Annotated in this window: 14 protein-coding genes; 7 read left to right on the plus strand and 7 right to left on the minus strand. The window is 41.6% G+C overall.

Features of this window, described 5'->3' with window-relative positions; genetic code table 11:
• Positions 1 to 48: 48 nt before the first annotated feature.
• The 5 genes from KCV26_10670 to KCV26_10690 all read left to right on the plus strand — a co-directional run bounded on the left by KCV26_10670 (position 49) and on the right by KCV26_10690 (position 3820).
• Positions 49 to 696 carry a hypothetical protein gene (locus tag KCV26_10670; protein ID WZX35768.1) on the plus strand — a complete coding sequence of 216 codons (648 nt, stop codon included), beginning with the start codon at positions 49 to 51 and terminating at the stop codon, positions 694 to 696.
• A 41-nt stretch (positions 697 to 737) separates the two neighbouring features.
• On the plus strand, positions 738 to 1838 hold the full coding sequence (locus tag KCV26_10675) for an aminoglycoside phosphotransferase family protein (protein ID WZX35769.1): 1101 nt from the start codon (positions 738 to 740) through the stop codon (positions 1836 to 1838).
• Between the two features lie 100 nt (positions 1839 to 1938).
• Positions 1939 to 2517, plus strand: coding sequence for a DUF177 domain-containing protein (locus tag KCV26_10680; GenBank protein WZX35770.1), 579 nt, complete (start codon positions 1939 to 1941; stop codon positions 2515 to 2517).
• A gap of 35 nt (positions 2518 to 2552) precedes the next feature.
• On the plus strand, positions 2553 to 2738 hold the full coding sequence (rpmF, locus tag KCV26_10685) for a 50S ribosomal protein L32 (GenBank protein ID WZX35771.1): 186 nt from the start codon (positions 2553 to 2555) through the stop codon (positions 2736 to 2738).
• A 74-nt stretch (positions 2739 to 2812) separates the two neighbouring features.
• On the plus strand, positions 2813 to 3820 hold the full coding sequence (locus KCV26_10690) for a ketoacyl-ACP synthase III (GenBank protein WZX35772.1): 1008 nt from the start codon (positions 2813 to 2815) through the stop codon (positions 3818 to 3820).
• Position 3821: 1 nt separating this feature from the next.
• On the opposite strand, the gene KCV26_10695 is transcribed toward KCV26_10690, so the two are convergent.
• The 3 genes from KCV26_10695 to KCV26_10705 are packed head-to-tail and all read right to left on the minus strand — an operon-like array spanning position 3822 to position 7325.
• Positions 3822 to 4361, minus strand: coding sequence for a lipocalin family protein (locus KCV26_10695; GenBank protein WZX35773.1), 540 nt, complete (start codon positions 4359 to 4361; stop codon positions 3822 to 3824).
• Between the two features lie 23 nt (positions 4362 to 4384).
• Positions 4385 to 5935 (minus strand): 4Fe-4S binding protein, encoded by a 1551-nt coding sequence (locus tag KCV26_10700; protein ID WZX35774.1) that lies wholly within the window; start codon positions 5933 to 5935, stop codon positions 4385 to 4387.
• 4 nt (positions 5936 to 5939) lie between these two features.
• Complete coding sequence (locus KCV26_10705; protein ID WZX35775.1) at positions 5940 to 7325, minus strand: aldo/keto reductase; 1386 nt, start codon at positions 7323 to 7325, stop codon at positions 5940 to 5942.
• A 302-nt stretch (positions 7326 to 7627) separates the two neighbouring features.
• Here KCV26_10705 and KCV26_10710 point away from each other — a divergent pair, with 302 nt between their 5' ends.
• Both KCV26_10710 and KCV26_10715 read left to right on the plus strand, forming a co-directional pair.
• Positions 7628 to 8686: a glycosyltransferase family 4 protein gene (locus tag KCV26_10710; protein ID WZX38379.1), complete on the plus strand. Its 1059-nt coding sequence runs from the start codon at positions 7628 to 7630 to the stop codon at positions 8684 to 8686.
• Complete coding sequence (locus tag KCV26_10715) at positions 8673 to 9617, plus strand: Stealth CR1 domain-containing protein (GenBank protein WZX35776.1); 945 nt, start codon at positions 8673 to 8675, stop codon at positions 9615 to 9617. The genes KCV26_10710 and KCV26_10715 overlap by 14 nt, the downstream gene beginning before the upstream one ends.
• Positions 9618 to 9630: 13 nt before the next feature.
• On the opposite strand, the gene KCV26_10720 is transcribed toward KCV26_10715, so the two are convergent.
• The 4 genes from KCV26_10720 to KCV26_10735 all read right to left on the minus strand — a co-directional run bounded on the left by KCV26_10720 (position 9631) and on the right by KCV26_10735 (position 12313).
• Positions 9631 to 10623, minus strand: a complete 993-nt coding sequence (locus KCV26_10720) for a stealth family protein (GenBank protein WZX35777.1) — start codon at positions 10621 to 10623, stop codon at positions 9631 to 9633.
• Positions 10624 to 10709: 86 nt separating this feature from the next.
• Positions 10710 to 11216: a 5-(carboxyamino)imidazole ribonucleotide mutase gene (purE, locus tag KCV26_10725; protein WZX35778.1), complete on the minus strand. Its 507-nt coding sequence runs from the start codon at positions 11214 to 11216 to the stop codon at positions 10710 to 10712.
• Between the two features lie 4 nt (positions 11217 to 11220).
• Positions 11221 to 11601: a glycine cleavage system protein GcvH gene (gene gcvH / locus KCV26_10730; protein ID WZX35779.1), complete on the minus strand. Its 381-nt coding sequence runs from the start codon at positions 11599 to 11601 to the stop codon at positions 11221 to 11223.
• A gap of 97 nt (positions 11602 to 11698) precedes the next feature.
• Positions 11699 to 12313: a hypothetical protein gene (locus KCV26_10735; GenBank protein WZX35780.1), complete on the minus strand. Its 615-nt coding sequence runs from the start codon at positions 12311 to 12313 to the stop codon at positions 11699 to 11701.
• Between the last annotated feature and the right edge of the window lie 9 nt (positions 12314 to 12322).

Raw genomic sequence — 12322 nt, forward strand, 5'->3', positions numbered from 1 at the left:
GTTAAATCCGGGGAAAACAGGTACTTTTGAAAAAAATAATAATTGCTGATGAAAACTCTCAAAGTACCCAAACAACACATTTCGCAATGCGAAACTATTTTTGATTGTATAAATTTATTGCGCGAAGCCGGCGTAGTCGCTAAAATTGACCAGGTGAACTGGAAAAAAGAATTTCCCAAGTCACTTCCTGTTACGGTGCGTGTTGCTCACGATGGAGAAAAAATTTACCTCTGTTTTGAAGTGGTAGGAGAAAAAATACGTGCAGTGAATACAGAGGATTTCGGTTCGGTCTGGGAAGACAGTTGTGTAGAGTTTTTTATGCAGCGGGAAGGCGAAGCCGTTTATAGGAATTTTGAGTGTAATATATTGGGAGCGTTACTTGCAGCAAAGCACGAAACCCGGCAAATAGCGGAAAAACTGACGGAGCATATGTCCTCGATCTCCCGTTTTTCTACGATCAGACACAGGTATGAGAACGGCATACAGGTTAGCGACTGGACGATGTTCCTGATAATTCCCCGACAGGCAATGGGTTTCCATGCCGATGAGAGTTTATCGGGAAAAAAGATCCGGGCAAATTTCTATAAGTGCGGTGATAAGACTCCCGAAACACATTTCATCAGTTGGAACCCCATCGATTTGCCTTCACCCGATTTTCACGCTCCACAGTTCTTTGGACTGTTGGAAATGGAGTGAGCCGAAACTCGTACAGATAACACAAACATAGTTAAATACATATGCAGGAAATTAGTAAATTGAAAGAGATCGTAGCCCAGTTTGTCGGCGACAGTGAAGAGATCGACGTAAAACCGTTAGGAGCAGGTCACATTAACGATTCATACAAGGTGAAAGCTGGCGAGAAAGAGTATGTGCTACAGCGTATTAATCATTCTATTTTTAAGAACGTACCGAAACTGCAAAGCAATATTCTGCGCGTAACGATGCATATCCGCCAGAAACTGATGGATGCCGGGGTGAACGATATCGACCGTAAGGTGTTGACTCTCGTTCCCACACCCGGCGGAAAACTTTTTTACCAAGATGCAGAGGGTTCTTACTGGCGGATGATGGATTTTATCCGGGATAGCAAAAGTTACGATGAGATAAATCCTGAATTGGCTTACAGGGCCGGACTCGCTTTTGGCGAATTTCAGAAAATGCTGGCTGACCTGCCGGGTGATCCATTGTTTGAAACCATTCCGAATTTTCACAACATTGAATCGAGACTGGAAACGTTCAGGGATTCGGTTAGAGCAAATAAAGTGGGCCGTTTGGTAGAGGTACAGGATCTTGTTAGTGAACTGGAGGCCCGTGCCGATGAAATGTGCAAAGCAGAAAGAATGCACCGGGAAGGGAAATTGATCAAGCGTACCAACCATTGTGATACCAAAGTGAACAATATCCTTTTCGATAAGAACGACCAGGTGTTGTGTGTGGTGGATTTAGATACGGTTATGCCGGGCTATGTATTGTCCGATTTTGGAGATTTTATCCGTACAGGGGCAAATAAAGGTGCTGAAGATGATCAGGATTTAGACAATGTTTCGCTTGATCTGGCCATCTTTGAAGGATATACTAAAGGTTATCTGGAGAATGCTGCTTCTTTCCTTACTGAGGTGGAAATAGAAAACCTTGCTTTCGGCGCCAAGTTATTGACCTATATGCAAACTGTACGTTTTCTGACCGACTATATCGATGGCGATACTTATTACAAAATTGCTTACGGAAACCACAACCTGGTGCGTTCAAAAGCTCAGTTTAAGTTTTTACAGAGCCTTGAACAGAATTTCGATATGATGCAGGAGATTGTGTTAAGTACGGCGGAAAAATATAGATAAAAAACAGCACGGTTTATACGGGAAAATAAATAATGTAAAAAAAGAGCAGTGTGAAGAAAAAATCACTATCTTTGCACCGCTTTATTTTTAGGTAAAAAAAGTGGCAAAGTTCAGCTTATACAATATTCCTTTAAAGAATCTTTCTCAGGGAAAACATACTTATGAGTATGAGTTAGATAGAAAGTTTTTTGAGGCGATTGACGGTGATGAGGTAAAAAAAGGCAATGTCAATGTGGTGTTGACTGTCAAAAAAACTTCATCCACGTATGAGTTTAATTTCGATTTAAAAGGTATTGTTCAAGTGCCTTGTAACCGTTGTCTGGATGACCTGGACCAGGAGATTGATTCTCAAAACCGCTTAGTGGTGAAACTCGGGAAAGAATATTCGGAAGAGAGTGATGAGGTGGTTATTATTCCTGAAGATGAAGGGGAGATCAATATAGCGTGGTTTCTGTATGAGTTTGTGGCGTTGAATATTCCGATAAAGCATGTTCACGAACCGGGTAAATGCAACAAGACCATGTCCACCAAACTTCGTAAGCACCGGGCAGTAAGCAGAGATGACGAAGATGACGGTGGTGATATTCCGGACGAAGAAACTGAGTTTGCCGATGAAGAAGAAATAACAGAAAACATCGATCCAAGATGGGAAGGCCTAAAAGGATTGAATTTGGAATAACTTAAAATATAAACGTTAATAAATAAATATACAAAATGGCACATCCAAAACGAAGACAGTCGTCTGCAAGACAAGGAAAAAGAAGATCGCACGACCATGCCAAAATGCCAACTATGGCCATCTGCCCTAATTGCGGAGCATGGCATATCTATCACACTGTTTGTGGTGAGTGCGGGTACTACAGAGGAAAATTGGCAATTGAAAAAGAAGTTGCGGTATAAACTCATTCATTCGTAATAAGCAAAACCCTGAATAACCTTGTTTTTCGGGGTTTTTTTACAATAAAATCAGGATAATGAAGAACTTAAACGCGGTTATTACAGGAGTTGCAGCAGCTGTCCCCGATTATATACTTACCAATGAGGAGCTATCGAGAATGGTAGATACTTCCGACGAGTGGATCATGACTCGTGTGGGAATTAAAGAGAGAAGAATTTTAAAAGGAGAAGAACAGGGAATATCTGTTTTAGGGACAAAAGCAGTAAAGGAACTGCTTGAGAAAACCCACACCAAACCCGAAGAGGTTGATGGTGTGATTTTTGCTACAACAACGCCTGACCATCCCTTCCCATCCGCGGCATCTATCGTTGCTGAAAACAACGGGATAAAAAACGCTTTTTGTTTCGATATGGAAGTGGCTTGCTCGGGGTTTGTATATGGCCTTGAAGTATGTAACGGATTTATCAAGACCGGGAAATACAAAAAAGTTATCCTGATTGCCGGTGATAAAATGTCGGCTGTAACAAACTATACCGACAGGGCTACTTGTCCCCTTTTTGGGGATGCTGCCGGAGCCGTTATGATTGAACCAACGGAAGAAAACTTGGGTATTGTCGATACAATTCTTCGTTCCGATGGTGCAGGTTACGCCCCGCTACAAATGAAAGCCGGTGGAAGTAAGTATCCCGCCACTCACGAAACAGTGGATAACAATGAACATACCGTATATCAGGAAGGAAAAGTCGTATTTAAGTATGCCGTATCCAACATGGCACAGGTCTCGCTCGACATTATGGAGCGTAATAACCTCACTCACGAAGATCTGGATTGGTTTGTGCCTCACCAGGCCAATATCCGCATTATCGATGCCGCCGTGGCTCGCGCCGGAGTTGCCCCCGAAAAAGTAATGATAAATATCGAACGTTATGGCAATACCAGTGCCGGAACCATTCCGCTTTGCTTATGGGAATGGGAGCGCAACCTCCGCAAGGGCGACAACATTATCCTCACCGCGTTCGGAGCAGGCTTCTCTTGGGGAAGTGTCTACCTGAAATGGGGGTACGATGGCAACAAGCAGAAATAATTCACGGACGTTTATTGTGTTCAATCCACAAAAGGTCCGCTACATTATACCCGATATCCTGAGCTATCTTTAAGTATTTGCTTTTTATATCATCCGGGATGCTTGTTTCCCGGGACAGGATCCACAGATACTTTAAACTAGCTCCGGCGACCAATGCGTAGGTATAGTCCGGATCAATGGCAATGACGTTGTAACCCGAGTAAAATGGGCCAAAGAACGACACCTTCAGCATTGCCACATCCTCGGTTGCTACAAATTTTGCTTTTCCCACCGCTTGTTTCCATTCTTCTTTTTTTGTGTGGTACCCTTTATTGTCAACTTTAATGGTTCCGTCGGCATTCAAAGAATATTCAGCAGTGGTGTTGTCCAGGTCTTTCTCGTATTTAAAATCCAGCCTGGCAATCTCGTACCATTTACCAAGATATTTCTCTTTGTCAAAAGGTCTGACGGCAACAGCTCCCTTAGGGAGGGTGGAACAGGAAAAAAATGCGGACATAATGCCAATTACAGTTAGAGATAAGAATAATTGTCTTTTTTTCATTGATTTAAAAAGCTGTGGCCTTGTCAATTCAACGCCAAATGTTTTTTATACCCTTCCACAAATATAGCAGATAGCGGCCTTGCCGGGCAAATATATTCGCAGGCACCGCATCCGATGCACTTGTCTTTGTTCACTACGGGTACAAGCCGCAAATCAACCGTATTTGCGTCCGGCTGACCGGCCGGCGAAAGATAGCTTGCGCCGCTATCGCGGTACTCACGGGTAATGGCATCGGTAGGGCAGATACGCCAGCACCCGTCGCAGTTTACATCATCCTTCACCACGATGCAGTTCTCGCGTACATAAACGGCGTGTCCCATTGCCACTTTGGTCTTATCTCCTTTTGAAAGTTTTGTGATGGCGTCGGTAGGGCAAACATCTGAACAAACAGTGCAGTCGGTACGGCAATAACCGCGTTCAAAAGAGAGAGTAGGCTGCATAACCGCCGTCCATCCATATTCATTAACCGATGGACGGATAATCTTATCGGGACATTGATTGACGCACAGCAGACAAGCCGTACATTTATCGTTGAGGTTGTCGTGACTTAACGACCCGGGAGGAGAAACAGGTATGGAGCGTTTATACCGGTCTTTACGAACGGCAGGAAATTTAATCATGCTTCTCTTTTTTTCTTGAGCCTTTAGCCCGGTTGCGCTAGCGACCATCAGAAGTGAAGTTATGAAAAACTGTCTGCGGGAATTGTTCTCCGAAGAGACACCGACAATCTCCAACGGCTGTTTTTTAGCCGCCTTTTTTATTGAATAGGTCATGCTGCCGTCTTTGCACGATTCAATACAGTTGAAGCAAGTAACACAACGCGTGTAATCGATGGTGTGATTTTTAAAGTCGATGCACGATGCTTTGCAATCTCTGGAGCACCTGCCGCACATGGTGCAGGAGGTTTTATCGATGCGGAGTTTCAGGATGGAGCACTTACTGAGGTAACCGAGAATAGTACCTACCGGACAGAAGGTATTGCAGTAAGTTCGTCCGCTTCTCCATGCCAGAAATCCGATGATCAATAGCGTGAGTGAGGCCAGCACCAACGAGAAAATGCTCTTTATCCAGATTTCGGTAGGGGCAAATGTATAATGCTGAACTCCCAACACCTTTGCAAAAAGATTGTTAACAGCTCCGTAAACCGGACTAACTAATTCGGTAACCATCCGGCCGTATGCTCCGTAAGGATCCAGAATAGCCGAAACAATACCGATTCCGGCAACAACCCCTACAATAAAAACGGCGAGAACTACTATTCTCAGCACCGTTTTTGCAGCGGAAAAACTGTAGCGGCGTGTTTTTTTCGACTTTATTCTTCTGGCGAAGTAAGAAACAATATCCTGATATACTCCTGTAGGACAAATAACTGAGCAGTAAATACGTCCGAAAACCAGAGTGAGCACAGCAAGCACGACCAGTACAACTACATTGAGTGCTAACAGGGCCGGGATAAATTGAAATTCGGCTAAAAAAGCAAAATTCTTGTGCAATACGCCCGAGATATCGAGAAACAGCAGGGAAATAACAATAAAACAGGCTATTGCCAAAGCAATTCTCATTTTCTTTAACATGGTATCAGGTAGTTTTTAGTTGTTGAACAAGATTATCGATTTTCAATAAATCGGTGGGGATTTTTATGTTCTGTGGACAAGTAGGTTCACATTCACCGCAATTGATACAATGGTTTGCCTGTTCCAGTTCGGGAATAGTGCGGTTGTAATCTACCAGGAATGCCCTGGAAGCACGTTCGAATTCAGCATCACGTTGCCCTTCGAGATCAGGAAGGTTACTGTCCCAGGTCGCCTTGTTGTAATAAAGCAAGATTCCGGGAATATCAACCCCATACGGACAAGGAACGCAATATTTGCAATCCGTACACGGTATGATTTTGTAGGTGCGGATAATTTCCGCTGCTTTTGCCAACATGTCTTTCTGCTTATCGGTGACCGGAACAAGGGGAGAATAGGTTTTTATGTTTTCCTGTAAATGTTCCATTAACGTCATACCGCTTAACACTACCATTACCTGTGGATGTGAACCCACAAACCGGAAAGCCCACTGTGCAGGCGTATCGCCAGGACGTTCTTCCTGCATCATTTCCGATACGGCACGGCTTACTTTTGCCAAACGGCTTCCCAGTAACGGCTCCATGATCATAACAGGAATATTTCGTTCCACCAGCCTGTTGTACATGTATTCCGCAGGAACACGGCCGTATTTCCAGTCGAAGTAATTCATCTGGATCATCACGAAATCCCAGTCCACAGGCTCTGCAAGCACCTTGTCAAAAAGAGGCTGATCACCGTGAAAAGACCATCCCAGATTCCGGATGCGTCCTTCTTTCTTTTCATTCAGCAGAAAGTCCAGCATCCCCCATTCTTTGTAAATACGTTCGTACATGACATCGCTGCTTAAGCTGTGCAGGTGATAGTAATCAAAATAATCTACCTGAAGTTTCTCCAATTGTTTGTGATACGTGGCAATGGCATCCTCTCTCGATTTCACACTGCCCGGCAATTTTGTTGCCAGGTAAAAGCTGTTGCGGGGGTATTTTTTCAGGAGTTTACCGGTAACAATTTCCGATTCTCCCTGATGATACATCCATGCGGTGTCAAAATAGTTTATGCCATGTGCTATGGCGTAATCCACCAATTGTCCTGCTTTTTCTTCATCGATGAATTTTCTTATCCCTTCGGGTGTTTCTCGTTCCACGGTAGGATAACGCATCGTACCAAAACCGAGAAGCGAAATCTTGTCACCCGTTTTAGACAAGGCTGTATATGTCATTTTGTCGGTAGGAATATTGGTCAAATCCGGAACGGGTTGGCTCTTGTCGGTTTTTTTTGTGCAGCCGCCCAAATATAGGCTTGCCGGAATAACCGCAGCACCCAATCCCATGTATTTCAAAGCTGTTCTTCGCGAAATTTTTTGTTTTCCGTCATTTTCTTTCATAGCATACATGTTTTGTAGTATCTGACAAAAATAGTAAAATTCTTGCAAGATTAATTGTGGACAATATCAATTTTTTCTTTTTTTATTTTAATAAAAAAATAGTGTTGCACATTTTATAGTTATCGGACAATGGCCGGTATTATCGCTACTTTTTTTATTATCTTTGGATCAATATTTTCAAGTGGATGGTATTAAATAGATGCATCTTGCCTTTCTGCCTGACAGGATAGGGTTGTTGCGTTGCATATACATCCTTTTAATCGGTTGTGGGGGGCGGATATAAATTTTAAAAAAAGCTAATGAGAAAGGTATTGGTTGATTTATCAGCCCTGAATAATATATACAGTGGGTTTGGACAGATAGCGTTGACTTACGGCAAATATTTTGAGAATAATTATAAAAAAGGAACTGCTCGTTATTCTCTTACATTGCTGGTTCCTGACGATATGATGGGCAAGTTTGGCAACGAGGTCAACTACCTCTCATCATCCAAACGACTCAAAAGACGATTCCCATTTTTATTTCCAAAGTTTGATGTTTGGCATTCGACACATCAGTTAAGCAAGTTCAGACCTTTCTATTCTGGTACAAAACAGATACTGACATTCCATGATCTGAACTATCTGTACGAAAGAAAAGGATTTAGCCGATACAGAAAACACCGTCAAATCCAGGGGAAAATAGACCGGGCAAATCAACTGGTTTGTATTTCTCACTTTACCAAAGAAGAAGTAGAGAGAAATCTGAACCTTAACGGAAAGAAATGCAGCGTGATTTACAATTACGTAGAGCCTTTTAATGAAAGTATGGCCTCTAAACCCAGTATCGATATTAAAATGCCTTTTTTCTTCTCTATTGGCGCTTTGCGGAAAAAGAAAAACTTCCACGTCTTGCTTGATTTAATGAAGTTATATCCTGGAAAACATCTTTATATCGCGGGTACGGAAGCCAAAAAAAAGAAAAAAAATGCATATGCCCTAATGATGAAAGAACGCATCAAAAATGAGGGGATAACGAATGTTACCTTGCTTGGTGGAATTCTGCATAAGGAAAAAATATGGATGTATAAGAACTGCGAGGCTTTTCTTTTTCCTTCGTTGTTTGAAGGCTTTGGGTTGCCAGTAATTGAAGCCATGCAGTTTGGAAAACCGGTGTTCTCTTCAGCGGAAACAAGCCTGAAAGAAATAGGTGGAAAGTTTGCTTATTTCTGGGATCATTTTGATGCATACTCCATGAAATCTCTAATAGATAATAACTTGGAGGAATTTTATAACGACAGAGAATGGATACGGAAAGAAAAACAATATGCGGAATCATTTTCGACTAACAACCATTTCGAAGAGTATGAAAAGCTATATGAGTCCATATGAAATTGATCTGGTTTATCTGTGGGTCGATGGTGGCGACCCGGAATGGTTGGCCAAGAAAAGAGAATATTTAGAGAATAAAACCAGCTTGAATATCGAGGCCACTTCAAAGGCGCGTGTCGCCGACAATGATGAATTAAGATATTCACTACGTTCTGCAGAGAAATATGTTCCCTGGATCCGGAAAGTTTTTATCGTTACCGATGAGCAAAAGCCTAAATGGCTGAATCTGAAAAACGAAAAGGTGGAAGTTATAGATATCCGTGCGCTTATTCCGCCCGAAGCCTTGCCATGTTACAACTCGGTAATCATTGAACATTATTTATATAAAATTCCCGGCTTATCGGAACATTTTCTTTACGCTAACGACGATATGTTTTTCAATGCTAAAATAGGTCCTGAATTCTTTTTCAATTCTGAAGGAATGCCGATTGTGCGCTTGCAGCGTGCATTTTTAGGAAATTGGATGAGTCGAATAAGGGGGATATTCAATATTCCTACCAATATCTATCGAAAAACCATTGACAGAGCAGCCCGATTAATCAAAGAGAAATTTGGGAAATATTATTCCGGCACTCCGCACCATAATATAGATTCGTATCTGAAAACAGATTACAGAAACGTGGTAGAAAAAGATTTCAAGGATGAAATTTTATCGACCCTGATCAATCACCTGAGAAGTGAACACGACATCCAACGGATCATTTACTCATACTATGCCTTGGTAAAAAAAAGGGGAGTGCTCCGTTACGTGAGCCGAAAAGAATCTTGTCGTATCCGGCTGCAAAAACCTGATTTTATGGATTATATCATGTCGTATAATCCAGTGCTTTTCTGTCTGAACGATACTCATCGGGCAACAGATAAAGATCGTGAGAGGGTGAAGCCCTTTTTAGAAGCTCTCTTTCCTGAAAAATCGGGTTATGAACTGTAGGATAGAGACAATATTACAATTCAAAGCTCGACTTTTCTGGGAGAATACTTTCAAAAGATGCTTTTAATTCTTTGAGCTTTTTATCGTAGTTCCGAATATGTATGTTGTCATTTAAGCAGACAAGTTTGTATTTTTGTTCGCGGACAGCACGGATTGCTTTTTTAGATTTCAAAATAAGAGGGAACATCTTTGTGTCTTGATAGGTGTTGTAGGGTAGGAATTTTGAAGTGCAAATTTGCCAGGTCTTGAATAATTCAGGTGTAAGGTCGGAAGAACTTCTGAACCTGTTTTTCGACATTTCGGTCAATTCCTTTCCACAATTATCCCAAACTTCATGAAACGTAGATTTTAGAAAAGGCTGCGCATTGTGCGGGGTTCGCAGTGTCACAAACTTATTGTATGGTTTTAGCAGATATGCTAACCTTCTCCTTTTGCCGTACGATTCATGAAACCATTTATCGTAATCCCTTTTTAAAACCTCTTTTTTATCAAAAAACTTATTGATCAGTCTGATGTTATTCTTCAGCATCTTACCAAACTGAGAACGTCCAAAGTTAGTGCGAAAAGTGGCAATGTCTTTAGGAAGTCCATTTTCGAAGAAACGAGTTGCAGGGGTATGGTCTGTTACAAAAAAATCATCGTTAAAATAGACAAATTGTTCCGCTAAATCGGGGATTTTATGCAAATAAATTTCTATCAAATTTGAATTGAATACAGGTAGATATTGTTCAGGAATAAAATCTTCGTGATTAACTATATGCAGCTTTGAATGATTCTCATTTAGCCATTCTGGTTTTTGTCCGCAGGTGACAAAATGAATTTTTCGTACCCAAGGGGTAAATTTTTCTATTCCCCTGAACCAGTATTTTAGTAGCCCATAGTCTCTGAATCTAGCTTCTGACAACTCATTTACCGTGTTGTCTATTTTCCCCGAATAGATGGCAAAATCTTTTTGCCATCTCGGGTCATTCATATCTACCCAGGTTATTACAAAATCAATTTCCACTTCTTTGTTTTAAGAATTCAGGCGAAAGAATAAAAAATACCAACAAATCGTGAGGTTGTTGGAATAGTTTTCTGCTGACAGTTTATTTAATTTGTTTTGAATTTAAATTTGATGCCTGCCAGTTCTTCGTTAGCTTGAGTGATTTTACTCTTCAGGTCCTCTTTGTAGGTTGCCAATTTTTGCCGGAGTGATTCATCTCCAGTTGCGATCATCTGCAACGCAAGAATAGCGGCGTTAAGTGATCCGTTAATGCCAACAGTGGCAACCGGGATTCCCGGAGGCATTTGCACGATGGCAAGCAGTGCGTCCATACCGTCCAGTGAAGCTTTTATAGGGACGCCGATAACGGGAAGTGTGGTCATTGACGCAATTACACCCGGCAAATGGGCCGCCATCCCAGCTGCTGCTATTATAACCTTTATTCCCCGTTTTTCGGCATTCCTGGCAAATTGCTCAACAGCTTCGGGTGTGCGATGTGCAGAAAGTGCGTTTATTTCGAACGGAACTTCCATTTCGTCAAAAAAACAGGCAGCCTTTTCCATGACGGGTAAGTCGGAAGTACTGCCCATTATTATACTTATTATTGGATCCATCTGTTTACTGTCCTATGAGGGCTTTGTACGCATCACTTGAGAGAAGCTCATTGAGATCGGCTTCCTCTTCGATAGTTACTTTTACGATCCATCCTTCTCCGTAGGGATCTTGGTTTACCAGTTCAGGTTGGTCATCCAGCTTGGGATTGACTTCAAGTACCTCGCCGGTTATGGGCATCAAAAGATCAGAAACGGTTTTTACTGCCTCAATACTGCCAAAAACGGCTCCTTTGTCAACCTTTTCTCCTTCTGTTGTGATATCAACAAAAACAATTTCTCCCAGTTCGCTTTGTGCGAAATCGGAAATGCCGATGTAAGCCTCGTTTCCGTCAACTTTCACCCATTCATGGTCGCTTGAATACTTTAAATTTTCAGGAAAATTCATAGAAGTTATTTTTTTAATGTGAGTGGTTTTAATTGTAGGGTAAAAATACTATATATTTTCTTTACTGCAAAATCTTTTTAAGTAAAGGGATACAGCACTAAATATGCGTTCCGATCCATACAAAGAGAAAAGAAATGATAAATCCGAGGAAAAACCCTCCGACAACCTGTCCGAAAGTATGTCTTCGTAATATTAATCTCGATACGCCAACCAATCCAGCTACGGTGAAAAGTGCCATGAACAGGTAAAAGGGATTGGATTTTTCAATGAAATAACTTACCGACATTACCCCCCCCAGCAAACCGCCGATACCGAACATATGAGCGCTAATTTTCCACCAAATGGTAATGAATATAGCGATGAGGATAACCGCAATGGAAGAAGCAACAAGCATAAGAAACCATCCAGGCATTCCAATCCGGTAATAGTAAAATATCATAACGAGGTAAGAAACCAACACAATGGAATAGGGGATAAAACGTTCCTTTCGGATCTTGAGTGACAGGTCGGAAATTAATTTCAATTTGTATACCGCGTAGATAAGGATACCGGGAACCGCAAATGAAAAAAGAATCACAGGTGCCATTATTGTCCAAAACTGATTGGCAAACAATAATTTGAAATGCGTGTAAACAAAAAGCAGTAAAATACTGTATACAGGCATTAATAACGGCTGGAAAACTGACGATATAATTCGGGCAAATTGATTCATTGCTGGGTT

Source organism: Petrimonas sulfuriphila (assembly GCA_038561985.1).
In the GTDB taxonomy this organism is placed as follows: Bacteria; Bacteroidota; Bacteroidia; order Bacteroidales; family Dysgonomonadaceae; genus Petrimonas; species Petrimonas sulfuriphila.